Consider the following 16,441-nt stretch of genomic DNA (forward strand, 5'->3'; position numbering starts at 1 on the left):
TGGCAAACCGCCGTACGGGTGGGTACGGCGGTTCCGGTTACGCCTTGACGGCCGTCGGGGACGGCTGCGCGACCTGGGCCTCCAGCTCGTGGCTGATCTTCCGCTCGACGAAGAAGGCGGCGGTGGGGATGGTGCCCGCGATCAGCACCCAGAGCTGCTTGCCGACCGGCCACTTCGCCTTGGAGCCCAGGTCGAAGGCGAAGACCAGGTAGACCACGTACAGCCAGCCGTGGGCGATGCCGATGATCCGGGTGAAGTCGCCGGCGCCGTCCAGGTGGAGCAGGTACTTGGCGATCACGCCCAGGGTCAGCAGGACCAGCAGCACACCGGTGACGTAGGACATCACCCGGTACCGGGTCAGCACGCTCTTCTTCATACGTACGAGCGTAACCACGCGTTCCGGGAGATCTTGTCCCAGGGTCGTTCTCGCAAGGACCCGCAGGTCAGGCGTCCTCGAAATCCCCCGCCGCCACCCGCAGCGGCCGGAGCAGGGTGAAGATTTCGGCGCAGCTCTCCGCGTCGTAGGCGCTGAGGCCGAAGTCCATGGACATGAGGTCCCGGGTGGCGGCGTCGACGACCTCGCGGCCCTTGTCGGTGATGACGGCGAGGGTGCCGCGGCCGTCCTTGGGGTTGGGGCGTCTGGCGACGAGGCCGGTCTTCACCAGGCGGTCGACGGTGTTGGTGACCGAGGTGGGGTGGACCATCAGCCGTTCGCCGATCTTGGACATGGGCAGCTCCCCCTCCTTGGAGAAGGTGAGCAGCACCAGCGCCTCGTAGCGCGCGAAGGTCAGCCCGTACGGTTTGACCACGGCGTCGACCTCGGCCAGCAGGATCTGCTGGGCCCGCATGATCGAGGTGATCGCGGCCATCGAGGGCACGCTTCCCCAGCGCTGCTTCCAGAGCTCGTCGGCACGGGCGATGGGGTCGAAGGGGAGACTGAGAGGCTTGGGCACGTCATCAGACCCTACCGGCCGGTCATATCGCGGGCAGCCCCGTCTCGGCTTTCGGTCACCCGGCACCCCACGGCGAGCGCCACGCAGCACACCGTGCCCACCACTCCCGCCGCCACGACGGCCGCCCGCACCCCCATGACCTCGGCCACCACCCCCGCCAGCGCCATGCCGACCCCCTGGACCGACATCAGCCCGGCGCTCAGCAGCGTCATCGCCCGCCCCCGCAACTCCTCCGGCACCGCCCGCACGAACCACTGGTCGAGCCCGAGCGTGTACGCCGAACACGCCCCGGCCGGCACCAGGAGCAGCAGGGAGGGCCAGAGTCCGGGCGCCAGGGCGTACCCGAGGTACGGCACCACCGCGAGACAGAGCAGCGGCAGCACGATCCGCTCCCGCGCCGCCGGCCCGAGCCGCGCCCCCGCGAACAGTTCCCCGGCGATCGTGCCGACGGGCAGCGCGCACATCAGCAGCCCGAGCCCGGTGGAGCCCGAGCCGAGCAGGTCGGAGTAGGGGGCGGCGAGCGCCTCGGGGAAGACGAAGAACATCGAGGGCACCCAGAAGACGAGCAGCAGCACCAGTACGCGCCGGTTGCCCAGGAGCGCGCGGGTACCGCCCCTCCCCTCCGCCCGCTCCGCCCGCCCGCGGGCCGGCCGGCGCCGGGTGCCGAAGCGCAGCAGCGCGGCCGAGGCGAGGAAGGTGCCGACCGTGATCAGCAGCGCGTGCCGGGGGCTGACGACGGTCAGCAGCAGCCCGCCGGTCGCGTATCCGGCCAGCAGCGCGCTCTGCGAGACGATCCGGATCAGGGACCGCCCGAGCACGAAGGCGTCCCCGTCGCCGAGGACGTCCGCGAGCGTCGCCATCCGCGTACCGGAGAACACCGGCGAGACCACCGCGACCCCGCACCGCAGCACCAGCAGCACCGCGACCCCCGTCCCCGGCACCACCATCACCGCGACGCACGCCGCGCACACCAGGTCGCACACCACCAGCACCCGCCGGGCCGGGAACCGGTCGGCGACCGGCGCGAGCAGCGTGCCGCCGAGCGCGTACGGCAGGAACCCGGCCGCGAAGGCGAGCGCGCTCATCAGTGCCGAGGCGGTGAGGTCGTAGACGAGGACGGACAGCGCGATCTCGCTGACGACCGTCCCGAGCAGGGACAGCACATGCGCGGCGAACAGGGCGCGGAACTCGGGGACGGCGAGGACGTGGCGGTACCCGGTACGGGGAGCCACCGGGGCCGTGGGCGGTGCGGACATGCCGGGCAGCCTGCCGGGGGCGGTGCCGGGCGGCGTAGAGTTTCGGCTCCGGCCGAATGTCAGGGGGGAGCGGTCATGGCCTCGCATCTGCACTTCGGTGAGGACGACTTCCTGAACTGCCGGTTCGCCGTCTCCCCGCTGTGGGAGACGCACGACGCCGTGCGCACGCTGCGCCGCCCGGACCGGCAGGGCTACCACGCGCCGTGGCTGCGCCGCATCCGTACGGCGGCGGCCGGTCTGGACCTCGCTCCGCTGTGGCTGCTGATGCCCCGCCGCGGCCACTCGCCCGACTGGCTCGGGCCGCCGCCGATCGGCCCGGCGGCCACCTTCGAGGAGGAGATCGCGGCGGTACGGGCGGCCGACCCGGATGCGGCCCGCGAGGACACCGCCCGCTCACTGGCCTGTACGCCCGGTGCGCTGACCTCGGAGCAGGGCCGGGCGTGGCTGGCGGACCCGGTGCGGATGGTGCGGGAGCTGGCGGACGCCCTGGAGGTGGCCTGGCGGGTCCTGGTGGAGCCGGAGTGGCCCCGGTTGCGGGCACTGCTGGAGGCGGACGTCGCCTTCCACTCGCGCCGCCTCGCCGAGGTCGGCCTCGGCACCCTGCTGCCCGAGCTGGACGCCCGGCTGAGCTGGGACGGCCGCACGCTGACCCTGCCGGGCGGGGTCTACGAGCGCCGGCTCGGCGGGCGGGGCCTGGTGCTGATGCCGAGCGTGTTCTGCTGGCCGGACGTGATCACGGGCTTCGACCCGCCGTGGCAGCCGGCCCTCGTCTACCCGGCGCGCGGTGTCGGCGGCCTGTGGGCCGAGCCGGGCGACCGGACCCCGGAGGCGCTGGTCCGCCTGCTGGGCCGCAACCGCGCGGCAGTACTGGCGGCGCTGGACGACCCGGCGTCCACCACCGCCCTGGCCCACCGCCTCGGCCTCGCCGCGTCCTCGGTCTCGTCCCACCTGTCGGTGCTGCGCGACAGCGGCCTGCTCACGGCCCGCCGGTACGGTCACCAAGTGCTGTACGAGCGGACCCCGTTGGGGATGGCACTGGCGTCAGGAGGCTGACGGAAGGCCGGCCGGCAGCCGGGGCGTGCCGGTGGGGGCGAGCGGGTGTGCGGGGACGGTCAGGCGCCCAGGTGCCGTTCCACGGTCTCCACCTTGGAGGTGAGGCCGTCGGTGACGCCGGGGCGGATGTCGGCCTTGAGGACCAGGGAGACGCGGGGCGCGCGGGCCTCGACGGCGGCCACGGCGCGCTTGACGACGTCCATGACCTCGCCCCACTCGCCCTCGATGGAGGTGAACATGGCGTCGGTGCGGTTCGGCAGCCCGGACTCGCGGACCACGCGGACGGCGTCGGCGACGTACTCCCCCACGTCCTCGCCGACACCGAGGGGCGTCACGGAGAAGGCGACGATCATGCGTTCACGGTTCCTTCCTCGCGGGCGCGGGCCGCGATGACGGCGTTCTCGGCCTCCCGGCGCAGCTTGCGCTCGGCGAAGAAGCCGCCGGTGGGCAGCACCGAGAGGACGAAGTAGAGGGCGGCGGTGCCGAAGCTCCACTTGGTCCGGTTCCAGGCGTCCAGCCAGAAGATCACGTACAGGATGAACAGCACGGCGTGGACCCAGCCCATCACCGGGACCGCGTCGAAGTCCGTGGTCCGCTTCAGCACCGAGCACAGCAGCAGGAGCAGGAAGGACACGGCCTCCGGCGCCGAGACCAGGCGGAGGCGGCGGAGGGCGGAGGCTGTCTTGAGGTCCACGGGTCACCTTCGGTGGGAGTGTCGCTGAGCGCGCTTCATGATCCGCTTTGTGAACGGAAGCACAAGCGTCCTCCCATTGTGGCAAACGGTGCCCCTAGGGGTGTGCTCAGGGTCGTTCTCCACCCGTGGGCCCTGTTCTCTCCACCCGGCCGCCCGCTACTTTCACGGGGTGGCGATGTTCCGACTCCAGGGAAGCAAGGTCCTCGCCGTCGACGTGACCGGTGACGCCGTGAAGGCGAAGAACGGCTCGATGGTCGCGTACGACGGACAGATGGCCTTCAAGAAGCTGAGCGGCGGCGGGGAGGGGCTGCGCGGGATGGTGACGCGGCGCATCACCGGCGAGCAGATGACGGTGATGGAGGTGAGGGGGCAGGGGACCTGCTGGTTCGCGGACCGGGCGTCCGAGATCAATCTCGTCGCGCTGCGCGGCGACACGCTGTACGTGGAGTCGAGCAACCTGCTGGCGACCGACGCGGGCCTGCGCACGGGCACCACCTTCACCGGGCTGCGCGGCGCCTCGCAGGGAAACGGCCTGTTCACCACGACCGTGGAGGGCACCGGCCAGGCCGCGATCCTGTCCGACGGTCCGGCGGTGGTGCTCCGGGTCAGCCCGCAGTACCCGCTGACCGTCGACCCGGGCGCCTACATCGCGCACCAGGGGAACGTCCGGCAGTCCTTCCAGTCCGGCGTCACCTTCCGCACCCTGATGGGCGAGGGCGGCGGGGAGGCGTTCCAGATCCGCTTCGAGGGCGACGGGCTGGTCTATGTGCAGCCCAGCGAGCGGAACACGATCGCGGGGGATCTGTGAGATGAGCTTCCGGGAGATCAACTCCAAGATGGTCGAGGCCCAAGTGGTGCCGGGGCAGCGGCTGTTCAGCCAGCGCGGGGCGATGCTGGCGTACACCGGCGAGGTGTCCTTCACCCCGAACACGCAGAGCGGCCAGGGCGGGGTCATGTCGATGCTCGGGCGCCGGGTCGCCGGGGAGGCGGCCCCGCTGATGACGGTGGAGGGCAGCGGCACGGTCCTGTTCGGGCACGGCGGCCATCACGTCCATGTCATCACTCTCACCGGCGACACCCTGTACGTGGAGGCGGACCGGCTGCTCGCCTTCGAGGGCTCGCTCCGGCAGGGGACCATGTTCCTCGGCTCGCAGGGCGGGGTGATGGGCCTGGTGCGCGGCCAGGCGACCGGGCAGGGCCTGTTCACCACCACCCTCCAGGGCCACGGCGCGGTCGCGGTGATGGCGCACGGCGGGGTCTTCGAGCTGCCGATCACCCCGCAGCGCCCGGTCCATGTGGACCCCCAGGCGTACGTCGCCCATCACGGCGAGGTGCGCAACAAGCTGTCCACGGCGCTGGGCTGGCGGGACATGGTGGGGCGCGGCTCCGGCGAGGCGTTCCAACTGGAGCTGAGCGGCCACGGCACGGTGTACGTCCAGGCGTCGGAGGAGAAGCTGTGAGCGGTTACCCGAGCGCGGGCGGGCCGGTGGTCTTCGACCCGGTGACGCTTCCCGCCGACGACAACGTGAACCCGTACACCTTCTGCGTGGAGCTCAAGGGAGGCCAGTGGTTCCTGCAGAAGGGGAAGATGATCGCCTACTACGGGTCGATCGACTTCAACGGCATCGGGCACGGCCGGCTGGACCGCCTGGTGCGCACTTCCTTCCATTCGCCACTGCACGCGAGCGACTGGGTGGTGGCGGAGGGCTCGGGCAAGATGCTCCTCGCCGACCGGGCCTTCGATGTGAATTCGTACGACCTGGATCAGGGCAACCTGACCGTTCGCGCGGGCAACTTGATCGCTTTTGAGCCAAGCTTGGCACTCAAACAGTCGATCGTGCCGGGCTTTCTGACGCTGATCGGAACCGGAAAGTTCGTCGCCGCTTCGAACGGGCCGGTGGTCTTCATGGAGCCGCCGATCCGGGTGGACCCGCAGGCGCTGGTCGGCTGGGCCGACTGCCCCTCCCCCTGCCACCACTACGACCACTCCTATCTCACCGGGGTGATGGGCGGTCTACGTGCGATGACGGGGATCGGCGGGGCTTCCGGGGAGGAGCACCAGTTCGAGTTCACGGGCGCGGGGACGGTACTGCTCCAGTCCAGCGAGACGCTGATGGCCGAGCGGTCCACGGGTGCTGTTCCGTCCGAGCCGGGGGTACCCGGAGGGGGTGCAGCAGGGCCGATGACGCCCGGAACGGGGGCTTCCGGGGTACCGCGCCTTCCCGGACAGCTAGGAGACCTCCAGCGTCGCTTCGGGCTGTGAGCGGTAGTCTGCGGAGTGTGACGTCGAACGCGTGCGCACAGTCACATCACCCAGAGTAGTTCGCCATTCAACTTCTTAGGTAGACTTCATTCATGGAGACCGAGACGGCCACGCACTGGCTGACCGATGCGGAGCAGTGCGCCTGGCGCACCCACCTGGAGGTCAACAGGCTGTTGACGTACCAGCTAGAGAAGGATCTACAGCCGTTCGGCCTGACGATGAACGACTACGAGATCCTCGTCAATCTGTCCGAGTCGGAAGACATGCGGATGCGGATGAGCGATCTGGCGGGCGCGACCATGCAGTCCAAGAGCCGCCTCTCGCATCAGATCACCCGTATGGAGAACGCGGACCTGGTCCGCCGGGAGAACTGCGAGTCGGACCGGCGGGGCCTCTTCGCCGTCCTGACCGAGCACGGGCTGGAGACGATGCGGAAGGTGGCCCCGCACCACGTGGCCTCCGTCCGCCGCCACTTCATCGACCTCCTCTCCCCCGACGCCCTCCAGGACCTCGACAAGTCCCTCAAGCCCATCGCGGAGCACCTCAGAGACCAGCGCGGCCGCCCGTAGCCCGGACGGCTCCACGGGTCCTGCGTACCGCGCCCGGCGAGCGGCGACCCCGCGCCGGACGCGGCCCGAGCCCGCGCCTCTGCCAACCCTGAGGCAACGCCCCGCCCACCCGACGCACCGCACCGGCGCGAGGGAGGGCGGGGCGCTCTGCCGTCCGGGGCCGCGGACACGCTTCCCCGGCTCACACCCGCACGGGCTCCCGTCGCCTCCCGCCCGCCAGGGCCACCCCGGCCGAGCCCAGGGCGGTGGCCCCGGTCAGCGCGAAGCACAGGGGCAGCGGGAGGTGGCCCAGGAGGGCGCCGGTGGTCAGGCCGCCGGCCGAACTGCCCCCATTCACCGCCATGTTCACCCAGGCCCCGGCACGGATGCGGTCGCTCGCGGGGGCCGACTCGTCCGCCAGCAGATAGGCCGTGGTGAGCGCCGGAGCGATGAAGGCACCCGCACAGGCCATGGCCACCGCGAGCGTCAGCACGCCGGGCGCCAGTCCCGCCACCGCGATCGTCAGGCCGAGGGCCGCCGCGAAACCGGCGAGACGGGACCGGGCGGAGCCACGCCAGTCGATCGCGCCGTTGGCCAGCCCGCCCAGCGCGCTGCCCACCGACAGGGCGCCCAGCACCCAGGGGACGAGTCCGGTGTCGCCGAGGTGCCCGCCGACATGGGCCAGCACCAGCAGCTCCACCCCGCTGATCGTGAGCCCCGTCCCCGCCGCCACCACGACCGGCGCCGCGAGCCCCCGCACACCACCCGGGCGCCCACCGCCCCCGGACCGGGCGCGGGGCCCGGGCATCGCCGGGGAGGTGACGAAGGCGGCCGTCCCCACGACCAGGAGCAGCGCCCCGAGCAGCAGCCCGGACGCCGGAACCGTCCAGGCGACCAGGACACCCACCAGGGCCGGGCCGGACACGAACAGCAGCTCCTCGGCGACCCCGTCGAGGCTGTACGCGCGCCGCAGCAGATCCCGGTCGGCGAGGAGTTCGGACCACACCGCCCGCATGGCCGGCCCGAGCGGCGGGGCAAAGGCGCCCGCGAGGACGGCGGCGCCCCCGATCAGCGGCACCGGAGCGCCGGGCCGCCAGGTGAGCGCGGCGAGCAGGCAGAGCAGCCCCCCGTGGGCGACGGCCAGCGGCAGCAGGGCGCGCCGGGCGCCGTACCGGTCCACCAGCGAGGCGCGCGCCGGGGTCAGGAAGACGACGGCGGCGCCGTACAGGGAGAGCACCGCCCCGGAGGCCGCGTACGAGCCGGTGGCCCGCTGGGTGGCGAGCAGCAGGGACAGCGGGACCGTGCCGTAGGACAGGCGGCCCACGAGGGCGGTGGTGAAGGTGCGGCGCGCGTGCGGGACGCGGAGGACGGCGGCGTACGAGGGCGCGGCGGGGCGCGCGGAAGCGGGCGCGGACATGCGCGGGGTTCCTCACGGGAGGCGGGACGAGGGCACCGGTGCGCCGCGCGGGGCTCCAGCGAGGAGTGCCGCGCGGGCGCGAAGGGCGCGCTCTATGCCATGAGGAGGAACATGCCGGTCAAGCTAGCAGCACGGCTCAGCCCTGGGTAAGCCCCTCGACCAGTTCGTCCGCCGCGCGGTACGGGTCGAGGTCGCCCGTGACGATGCGGTCCGCCAGCGCGGAGAGGCGGCGGTCGCCGTGGAGGTCGCCGATGCGTTCACGCAGGGCGGTCACCGCGATGGTCTCCACCTCGCGGGCCGCCCGGGCCCGGCGGCGTTCGGCGAGGACGGAGTGTTCCTCCATCCAGGCCCGGTGCTTCTCCAGGGCCTCGACCACCTCGTCGATGCCCTCGGCGCGGGCGGCGACGGTCTTGACGATCGGGGGGCGCCAGTCGCCGGGGCCGCGGGCCTCGCCGAGGCCGAGCATGTGGTTCAGCTCGCGGGCGGTGGCGTCGGCGCCGTCGCGGTCGGCCTTGTTGACGACGTAGACATCACCGATCTCCAGGATTCCGGCCTTCGCCGCCTGGATGCCGTCACCCATGCCGGGCGCCAGCAGGACCACGGAGGTGTCGGCCTGGGAGGCGATCTCCACCTCGGACTGGCCGACGCCGACCGTCTCGACCAGGATCACGTCGCAGCCGGCCGCGTCCAGCACCCGGATCGCCTGCGGCGCGGCCCAGGCGAGCCCGCCCAGGTGGCCGCGGGTGGCCATGGAGCGGATGTAGACGCCGGGGTCGGAGGCGTGGTCGGACATCCGGACCCGGTCCCCGAGCAGCGCGCCCCCGGAGAACGGCGAGGACGGGTCGACGGCGAGGACGCCGACCCGCCTGCCCTGCTTGCGGTACGCGGTGACCAGCGCGGAGGTGGAGGTGGACTTGCCGACGCCGGGCGAGCCGGTCAGACCGACCACGTACGCGTTGCCGGTCAGCGGGGCCAGTGCCGCCATCACCTCCCGGAGCTGCGGCGACGCCCCCTCGACCAGGGAGATCAGCCGGGCCACGGCCCGAGGCCGGCCTTCCCTCGCCTCGGCCACCAGAGAGGAGACGTCCCGCATCACACAGCTCCGTTCACTCGCGCATACCGCAGGAAAAAGATGATCTAGCCCTTGGGTACCCGCACGATCAGCGCGTCACCCTGCCCGCCGCCACCGCACAGCGCGGCCGCGCCGACCCCGCCGCCCCGGCGCTTCAGCTCCAGCGCCAGATGCAGCACCAGCCGGGCGCCGGACATGCCGATCGGGTGGCCGAGGGCGATGGCACCGCCGTTGACGTTCACCTTTTCCGTGGACACTCCGAGGTCGTCCATTGACTGCACGGCGACCGCCGCGAACGCCTCGTTGATCTCGATGAGGTCGAGGTCGGAGACGGTCAGCCCCTCCTTGCCCAGCGCGTGCTGGATGGCGTTGGAGGGCTGCGACTGGAGGGAGTTGTCGGGACCTGCGACATTGCCGTGCGCGCCGATCTCCGCCAGCCACTCCAGACCGAGTTCCTCCGCCTTCGCCTTGCTCATCACGACCACCGCGGCCGCGCCGTCGGAGATCTGCGAGGAGGACCCGGCGGTGATGGTGCCGTCCTTGGTGAAGGCGGGCCGGAGCCGGCCGAGCGACTCGGCGGTGGTGTCCCCGCGGATGCCCTCGTCCTTGCTGAACAGCACCGGGTCGCCCTTGCGCTGCGGGATCTCCACCGGGGTGATCTCGGCCTCGAACAGGCCGTTCTTCTGCGCGGCGGCGGCCCGCTGGTGGGACAGCGCGGCGATCTCGTCCTGCGCGGCCCGGCCGATGCCGAGGCGGGTGTTGTGCTTCTCCGTGGACTCGCCCATGGCGATGTTCTCGAAGGAGTCGGTCAGCCCGTCGTGGGCCATCGAGTCCAGCATCTCGATCGCGCCGTACTTGAAGCCCTCGCGGGACTTCGGCAGCAGGTGCGGGGCGTTGGTCATCGACTCCTGGCCGCCCGCGACCACGATGTCGAACTCACCCGCGCGGATGAGCTGGTCGGCCAGCGCGATGGCGTCGAGGCCGGAGAGGCAGACCTTGTTGACGGTGAGCGCCGGCACGTTCATCGGGATGCCGGCCTTGACGGCGGCCTGACGGGCCGGGATCTGACCGGCACCCGCCTGGAGCACCTGGCCCATGATCACGTACTGGACCTGGTCGCCGCTGATCCCGGCGCGGTCGAGGGCCGCCTTGATGGCGAAGCCGCCCAGGTCGGCACCCGAGAAGGACTTCAGCGAACCGAGCAACCGTCCCATGGGCGTCCGCGCGCCCGCGACGATCACAGAGGTGGTCTTTCCAGAAGACATGAGCTGCGATCCCCTTACCGGCCTGCACAGCCGAGGAGTGAACGAGGGTTTACTTCGAATGTACTGACCGGTACCGGAGCCCGTCATCGCCCTTACGGTGTGATCGCGCGCACGTTGCGTAACCACCGCCGGAGCGCTGCACTGAAACCATGCTGACGCGAATCGACCACATCGGGATCGCCTGCCACGACCTCGACACCACCGTCGAGTTCTACCGGACGACCTACGGCTTCGAGGTGTTCCACACCGAGGTGAACGAGGAGCAGGGCGTCCGGGAGGCCATGCTCAAGATCAACGAGACCTCGGACGGCGGCGCCTCCTACCTCCAGTTGCTGGAGCCGACGCGGGAGGACTCCGCGGTCGGCAAGTGGCTGGCCAAGAACGGGGAGGGCGTCCATCACATCGCCTTCGGCACCGCGGACGTGGACGCGGACGCCGCCGGCATCCGCGACAAGGGCGTACGCGTGCTGTACGACGAGCCCCGCATCGGTTCCATGGGGTCCCGGATCACCTTCCTGCACCCCAAGGATTGCCACGGTGTCCTGACAGAACTGGTCACTTCGGCGGCAGTTGAGTCACCTGAGCACTGACTCTCGTACATAAGGGCCGGTAGGGTTGGGGGCGGTCGTCCCCGAACACGGGGGACGACCGATGCCGGGGTCCGGGTTTCGGGGGACGAGCGTCGGGGCAGCAGCCCGTGCTCCGCCGTTGATCTGACACCATTCCCCGGAGGGCCCCGTCCGGCGGATGGACGGTGCTCGTCGGAGAAATTCACCAGGGGACGGATGGGACCGCGCAGTGCGGGGCTACGAGAGCCAGGAGCGAGAGCCGGCGGCTGACGTCGACCACCTCTCTCGGTTCGAGGCCGAGATGAAGCGGCTGAAGACCGAGCGGGAAAAGGCGATCCAGCACGCCGAGGACCTCGGCTACCAGGTCGAGGTGCTGCGCGCCAAGCTGCACGAGGCGCGCCGCACCCTGATGACCCGTCCCGCCTACGACGGCGGCGACATCGGCTATCAGGCCGAGCAGTTGCTCCGCAACGCCCAGGTGCAGGCCGACCAGTTGCGGCAGGACGCCGAGCGCGAGCTGAGCCAGGCCCGCGCGCAGACCCAGCGCATCCTCCAGGAGCACGCCGAGCACTCCGCCCGGCTCCAGGCGGAGCTGCACCAGGAGGCGGTCACCCGCCGCCAGCAGTTGGACCAGGAGCTGGCCGAGCGCCGCCAGACCGTCGAGTCCCACGTCAACGAGAACGTGGCCTGGGCCGAGCAGCTCCGCGCCCGCACCGAGCAGCAGGCCCGCCGGCTGCTGGACGAGTCGCGCGCCGAGGCCGAGCAGGCCATGGCCGCCGCCCGCGCGGAGGCCGAGCGGCTGACCCACGAGGCCCGTGAGCGGCTGCGCACCGACGCCGAGGCGGCCCGTGCCGAGGCCGAGCAGATCCTGCGCCGGGCCCGTACCGACGCCGAGCGGCTGCTGAACGCCGCCTCCTCGCAGGCGCAGGAGGCCACCGACCACGCCGAGCAGCTCCGTACCTCCACCGCCAGCGAGTCGGACGCCGCGCGCCGGCAGGCCGCCGAGCTCAGCCGGAGCGCCGAGGAGCGGATGGCGGAGGCCGAGCGCGCCCTGCGCAGCGCCCGGTCCGAGGCCGAGAAGCTGGTCAACGAGGCGAAGGAGGCCGCCGCCAAGGCGCTGTCCAGTGCCGAGGCCGCCAACGAGACCCGGACGCGCACCGCCAAGGAGCAGGTCGCCCGGCTGGTCAGCGAGGCCACCAAGGAGGCCGAGACCACCAAGGCGGACGCCGAGCAGATCGTCGCGGATGCCCGCGCGGAGGCGGAGAAGATCCTCGCCGAGGCCGGGGAGAACGCCCGCAGCGCCACCGCCGAGGAGACCGCGAGCCAGCTCTCCAAGGCCGCCCGGACGGCCGAGGAGGTCCTGAACAAGGCCGCCGAGGACGCCCGCAGGACCACCAAGGCCGCCACCGAGGAGGCCGAGCGCATCCGCTCGGAGGCCGAGGCGGAGGCGGACCGGCTGCGCGCCGAGGCGCACGACATCGCCGAGGAGCTCAAGGGCACGGCGAAGGACGACACCAAGGAGTACCGGGCCAAGACGGTCGAACTCCAGGAGGAGGCGCGGCGCCTGCGCGGCGAGGCCGAGCAGCTCCGCGCCGACGCGGTCACCGAGGGCGACTCCATCCGCGCCGAGGCCCGCCGGGAGGCGGTCACCCAGATCGAGGAGGCGGCCAAGTCCGCCGAGGAACTCCTCGCCAAGGCCAAGGCGGACGCGGACGAGCTGCGCAAGACCGCCACCACCGACAGCGAGAAGGTCCGCACCGAGGCCATCGAGCGCGCCACCGCGCTGCGCCGGCAGGCCGAGGAGACCCTGGAGCGCACCCGCAAGGAGGCCGAGCGGCTCAAGGCCGAGGCCGAGGAGCGGGCCGAGACGGTCGGCGCGGAGGCCGAGAAGGCCGCCCGCGAGCTGCGTGAGGAGGCCGAGAAGGCCGCCGAGGCGCGCCGCGAGGAGGCCGCCGGTGAGCTGACCCGGCTGCAGACCGAGGCGCAGGAGCGGCTGGAGTCGGCCGAGCAGGCGCTGACCGAGGCCCGCGAGGAGGCGGCCCGCATCCGGCGCGAGGCCGCCGAGGAGTCGGAGCGGCTGCGGTCGGAGGCCGCCGAGCGCATCCGTACGCTCCAGCAGCAGGCCGCGACCGAGGCGGAGCGGCTGCGCGACGAGGCCGCGGCGGACGCGTCCGCCTCGCGCGCCGAGGGCGAGTCGGTGGCCGTGCGGCTGCGGTCGGAGGCCGCGGCCGAGGCCGAGCGGCTCAAGACCGAGGCGCAGGAGACCGCGGACCGGGTCCGCGCCGAAGCGCAGGCCGCCGCGGAGCGGCTGGGCACGGAGGCGTCCGAGACGCTCGCCGCGGCCCAGGAGGAGGCCGCCCGGCGCCGCCGCGAGGCGGAGGAGCTGCTCGGTGCCGCCCGCGAGGAGGCGGACCAGGAGCGCGAGCGGGCCCGCGAGCAGAGCGAGGAACTGCTGGCCGCGGCGCGCACCCGCGTGGAGGAGGCGCAGGCCGAGGCGACCCGGCTGGTTCAGGAGGCGGACCGCCGGGCCACCGAGATGGTGTCCGCCGCCGAGACGCACGCCCAGCAGGTACGGGACTCCGTCAGCGGGCTGCACGAGCAGGCGCAGGAGGAGATCGCCGGGCTGCGTTCGGCCGCCGAGCACGCGGCGGACCGTACCCGGCGCGAGGCCGAGGAGGAGGCGGACCGGGTCCGCACCGACGCCTACGCCGAGCGGGAGCGGGCGAGCGAGGACGCGACGCGGCTGCGCCGGGAGGCGAGCGAGGAGTCCGAGGCGGCCAAGGCGCTCGCCGAGCACACGGTCGCCGAGGCGGCCGAGGAGTCGGAGCGGCTGCGCACGGACGCCGCCGAGTACGCGCAGCGGGTGCGCACCGAGGCGTCGGACAAGCTGGCGGAGGCCGACCAGGCCGCGGCGCGGACCCGGGCGGACGCCCGCGAGGACGCCAACCGCATCCGGTCGGACGCGGCGACGCAGGCCGACACCCTGATCACCGAGGCGCGTTCCGAGGCCGAGCGGCTCCAGAACGAGACGGCCGCGGAGGCGGAGCGGGTCCGCGCCGAAGCGGTGGCGAACGCCGAGCAGTTGATCGCGGACGCGACCGACGACGCCGAGCGCCTGCGGGCCGAGGCGGCGGAGACGGTCGGTACGGCGCAGCGGCACGCGGAGCGGATGCGCGCCGAGGCCGAGCGGGTCAGGTCCGAGGCGGAGACGGAGGCCGAGCGGCTGACCGGCTCCGCGCGCGAGGAGGCCGAGCGGACGCTGGACGAGGCGCGCAACGAGGCCAACAAGCGGCGCTCGGAGGCGGCCGAGCAGGTCGACACCCTCATCTCGGAGACGGCGGCCGAGGCGGACAAGCTCCTCGCGGAGGCGCGGCAGCAGGCGCAGAAGACCACCGCGGACGCCGAGGGCCAGGCCGACTCGATGGTGGGCGCGGCCCGCACCGAGGCCGAGCGGATCGTGGCCGAGGCGACGGTGGCGGGCAACTCCCGCGTGGAGAAGGCCCGTACGGACGCCGACGACCTGCTGGTCGGGGCGCGCCGGGACGCGACCGCGATCCGGGAGCGGGCGGAGGAGCTGCGCGAGCGGGTCACCTCGGAGATCGAGGAGCTGCACGAGCGGGCCCGCCGGGAGGCGGCCGAGACGATGAAGTCGACCGGCGACCGCTGCGACGCGCTGATCAAGGCGGCCGAGGAGCAGCTCGCCAAGGCGCAGGCGAAGGCCAAGGAGCTGGTGTCGGAGGCCAACTCCGAGGCGGGCAAGGTGCGGATCGCCGCCGTGAAGAAGGCGGAGGGTCTGCTCAAGGAGGCCGAGCAGAAGAAGACCAGGCTCGTCAAGGAGGCCGAGGACCTGAAGGCCGAGGCGATCCGCGAGGCGCGGCGCACGGTCGAGGAGGGCAAGCGGGAGCTGGAGATCCTGGTGCGCCGCCGCGAGGACATCAACACCGAGATCTCGCGCGTCCAGGACGTGCTGGAGGCGCTGGAGTCGTTCGAGGGTCCGGCGGGCAAGGACAGCGGTGTCAAGGCGGGAGCGACGGTGGGTCCGCCCCGGTCGGGTGGCAAGAACTCCGACGCGTAGGGCGGGGATCGGGACGGCGCATGGCAAGTTTCGGGGGGTCGGCCACCCGAAAGAGGTGTCATTCTCCGGACCAAAAACGTATCCGCTCGATGACACACCGCTTCGGCGCCTAGGATTCCCTCTATCACCTCACCGGTCTCATTCGACAGGAACCCCATGAGCGACACTTCCCCCTACGGCTTCGAGCTAGTGCGGCGTGGATACGACCGCGCTCAGGTGGACGAACGCATCTCCAAGCTCGTCTCCGACCGTGACAGCGCGCTCTCCCGGATCACCGCACTGGAGAAGCGCATCGAGGAGCTCCACCTCGAAACGCAGAACGCCCAGGCCCAGATCACCGACGCGGAGCCGTCGTACGCGGGTCTGGGCGCGCGGGTCGAGAAGATCCTGCGCCTCGCCGAGGAGGAGGCGAAGGACCTGCGCGAGGAGGCCCGGCGCGCCTCCGAACAGCACCGTGAGCTGGCCGAGTCGGCCGCCCAGCAGGTGCGCAACGACGCGGAGTCGTTCGCCGCCGAGCGCAAGGCGAAGTCCGAGGACGAGGGCGTCCGGATCGTCGAGAAGGCCAAGGGCGAGGCGGCGCAGCTCCGCGCGGACGCGCAGAAGGACGCGCAGTCCAAGCGCGAGGAGGCGGACGCCCTCTTCGAGGAGACCCGCGCCAAGGCCGCGCAGGCCGCCGCCGACTTCGAGACGAATCTCGCCAAGCGCCGCGAGCAGTCCGAGCGGGACCTGGCGTCGCGTCAGCAGAAGGCGGAGAAGCGGCTCGCGGAGATCGAGCACCGCGCCGAGCAGCTCCGTCTGGAGGCGGAGAAGCTGCGCACCGACGCCGACCGCCGTGCGCGGCAGACGGTGGAGACGGCGCAGCGTCAGGCCGAGGACATCGTGGCGGACGCCAACGCCAAGGCGGACCGCATCCGTTCGGAGTCCGAGCGGGAGCTGGCGGCGCTGACCAACCGCCGCGACAGCATCAACGCCCAGCTCACCAACGTCCGCGAGATGCTCGCCACGCTGACGGGTGCCGCGGTCGCTGCCGCCGGTTCCCCGGTCGAGGACGAGTCGGCCACGCGCGGTGTGCCGGCGCAGCAGACCCGGTAACGCTCCGGGTGTGTCCCCGCTGAGCGCGGGCGAAGCCCTCTGCCGCCGGGTGCGGCAGGGGGCTTCGGCCGCTCTCGGCGGTGTTCGGGCACGCGCGGTGACCCTTTGGCTTTACTTTCTCTTGAGCGGAACCGCTCCGGCCCGGTTATCCTCCTAACCCTTACGGGGGCACGCGCCACGCTGT

General features: G+C 72.4%; 16 protein-coding genes. 8 read left to right on the plus strand and 8 right to left on the minus strand.

Annotation, left to right across the window (positions count from 1 at the left end):
- Nucleotides 1-37: 37 nt before the first annotated feature.
- The 3 genes from ACZ3HQ_RS01250 to ACZ3HQ_RS01260 all read right to left on the minus strand — a co-directional run bounded on the left by ACZ3HQ_RS01250 (nucleotide 38) and on the right by ACZ3HQ_RS01260 (nucleotide 2,209).
- Nucleotides 38-376, minus strand: coding sequence for a DUF3817 domain-containing protein (locus ACZ3HQ_RS01250; RefSeq protein ID WP_467506962.1), 339 nt, complete (start codon nucleotides 374-376; stop codon nucleotides 38-40).
- Between the two features lie 67 nt (nucleotides 377-443).
- Nucleotides 444-953, minus strand: a complete 510-nt coding sequence (locus ACZ3HQ_RS01255) for a MarR family winged helix-turn-helix transcriptional regulator (RefSeq protein WP_467506964.1) — start codon at nucleotides 951-953, stop codon at nucleotides 444-446.
- Between the two features lie 11 nt (nucleotides 954-964).
- Nucleotides 965-2,209 (minus strand): MFS transporter, encoded by a 1,245-nt coding sequence (locus ACZ3HQ_RS01260; protein ID WP_467506965.1) that lies wholly within the window; start codon nucleotides 2,207-2,209, stop codon nucleotides 965-967.
- Between the two features lie 75 nt (nucleotides 2,210-2,284).
- Here ACZ3HQ_RS01260 and ACZ3HQ_RS01265 point away from each other — a divergent pair, with 75 nt between their 5' ends.
- A complete protein-coding gene (locus ACZ3HQ_RS01265) occupies nucleotides 2,285-3,262 on the plus strand; it encodes a DUF5937 family protein (protein ID WP_467506967.1) in 978 nt (325 codons plus the stop codon).
- Between the two features lie 59 nt (nucleotides 3,263-3,321).
- On the opposite strand, the gene ACZ3HQ_RS01270 is transcribed toward ACZ3HQ_RS01265, so the two are convergent.
- Together ACZ3HQ_RS01270 and ACZ3HQ_RS01275 are read right to left on the minus strand one after the other, a co-directional pair.
- On the minus strand, nucleotides 3,322-3,615 hold the full coding sequence (locus ACZ3HQ_RS01270; protein ID WP_467506969.1) for an MTH1187 family thiamine-binding protein: 294 nt from the start codon (nucleotides 3,613-3,615) through the stop codon (nucleotides 3,322-3,324).
- The gene (locus ACZ3HQ_RS01275) at nucleotides 3,612-3,956 is read right to left on the minus strand and encodes a DUF3817 domain-containing protein (RefSeq protein WP_467506971.1); all 345 of its coding nucleotides are present in this window, start codon (nucleotides 3,954-3,956) and stop codon (nucleotides 3,612-3,614) included. The genes ACZ3HQ_RS01270 and ACZ3HQ_RS01275 overlap by 4 nt, the downstream gene beginning before the upstream one ends.
- Nucleotides 3,957-4,131: 175 nt before the next feature.
- Here ACZ3HQ_RS01275 and ACZ3HQ_RS01280 point away from each other — a divergent pair, with 175 nt between their 5' ends.
- The 4 genes from ACZ3HQ_RS01280 (at nucleotide 4,132) to ACZ3HQ_RS01295 (ending at nucleotide 6,788) form a co-directional block, all read left to right on the plus strand.
- Nucleotides 4,132-4,764, plus strand: a complete 633-nt coding sequence (locus ACZ3HQ_RS01280; RefSeq protein ID WP_030816024.1) for an AIM24 family protein — start codon at nucleotides 4,132-4,134, stop codon at nucleotides 4,762-4,764.
- Between the two features lies 1 nt (nucleotide 4,765).
- The gene (locus tag ACZ3HQ_RS01285; RefSeq protein ID WP_467506973.1) at nucleotides 4,766-5,416 is read left to right on the plus strand and encodes an AIM24 family protein; all 651 of its coding nucleotides are present in this window, start codon (nucleotides 4,766-4,768) and stop codon (nucleotides 5,414-5,416) included.
- Nucleotides 5,413-6,219: an AIM24 family protein gene (locus ACZ3HQ_RS01290; RefSeq protein WP_467506975.1), complete on the plus strand. Its 807-nt coding sequence runs from the start codon at nucleotides 5,413-5,415 to the stop codon at nucleotides 6,217-6,219. Before ACZ3HQ_RS01285 ends, ACZ3HQ_RS01290 begins: the two co-directional genes overlap by 4 nt.
- Before the next feature lie 92 nt (nucleotides 6,220-6,311).
- Nucleotides 6,312-6,788 (plus strand): MarR family winged helix-turn-helix transcriptional regulator, encoded by a 477-nt coding sequence (locus ACZ3HQ_RS01295; RefSeq protein ID WP_086695678.1) that lies wholly within the window; start codon nucleotides 6,312-6,314, stop codon nucleotides 6,786-6,788.
- A 181-nt stretch (nucleotides 6,789-6,969) separates the two neighbouring features.
- On the opposite strand, the gene ACZ3HQ_RS01300 is transcribed toward ACZ3HQ_RS01295, so the two are convergent.
- The 3 genes from ACZ3HQ_RS01300 to ACZ3HQ_RS01310 all read right to left on the minus strand — a co-directional run bounded on the left by ACZ3HQ_RS01300 (nucleotide 6,970) and on the right by ACZ3HQ_RS01310 (nucleotide 10,521).
- Nucleotides 6,970-8,184 carry an MFS transporter gene (locus ACZ3HQ_RS01300; RefSeq protein WP_467506977.1) on the minus strand — a complete coding sequence of 405 codons (1,215 nt, stop codon included), beginning with the start codon at nucleotides 8,182-8,184 and terminating at the stop codon, nucleotides 6,970-6,972.
- Nucleotides 8,185-8,320: 136 nt separating this feature from the next.
- Entirely contained in the window at nucleotides 8,321-9,277 is a 957-nt protein-coding gene (meaB, locus tag ACZ3HQ_RS01305) for a methylmalonyl Co-A mutase-associated GTPase MeaB (RefSeq protein WP_467506979.1), read from the minus strand.
- 44 nt (nucleotides 9,278-9,321) lie between these two features.
- The gene (locus ACZ3HQ_RS01310) at nucleotides 9,322-10,521 is read right to left on the minus strand and encodes an acetyl-CoA C-acetyltransferase (protein WP_467506981.1); all 1,200 of its coding nucleotides are present in this window, start codon (nucleotides 10,519-10,521) and stop codon (nucleotides 9,322-9,324) included.
- A gap of 149 nt (nucleotides 10,522-10,670) precedes the next feature.
- On the opposite strand from ACZ3HQ_RS01310, the gene mce reads away from it, so the two are divergent.
- The 3 genes from mce (at nucleotide 10,671) to ACZ3HQ_RS01325 (ending at nucleotide 16,257) form a co-directional block, all read left to right on the plus strand.
- Nucleotides 10,671-11,111 (plus strand): methylmalonyl-CoA epimerase, encoded by a 441-nt coding sequence (mce, locus tag ACZ3HQ_RS01315; RefSeq protein WP_135784159.1) that lies wholly within the window; start codon nucleotides 10,671-10,673, stop codon nucleotides 11,109-11,111.
- A 208-nt stretch (nucleotides 11,112-11,319) separates the two neighbouring features.
- On the plus strand, nucleotides 11,320-15,165 hold the full coding sequence (scy, locus tag ACZ3HQ_RS01320) for a polarized growth protein Scy (RefSeq protein ID WP_467506983.1): 3,846 nt from the start codon (nucleotides 11,320-11,322) through the stop codon (nucleotides 15,163-15,165).
- 156 nt (nucleotides 15,166-15,321) lie between these two features.
- Nucleotides 15,322-16,257: a cellulose-binding protein gene (locus tag ACZ3HQ_RS01325; RefSeq protein ID WP_467506985.1), complete on the plus strand. Its 936-nt coding sequence runs from the start codon at nucleotides 15,322-15,324 to the stop codon at nucleotides 16,255-16,257.
- Nucleotides 16,258-16,441: the final 184 nt, after the last annotated feature.

The organism is Streptomyces sp. NPDC018263, assembly GCF_055562575.1.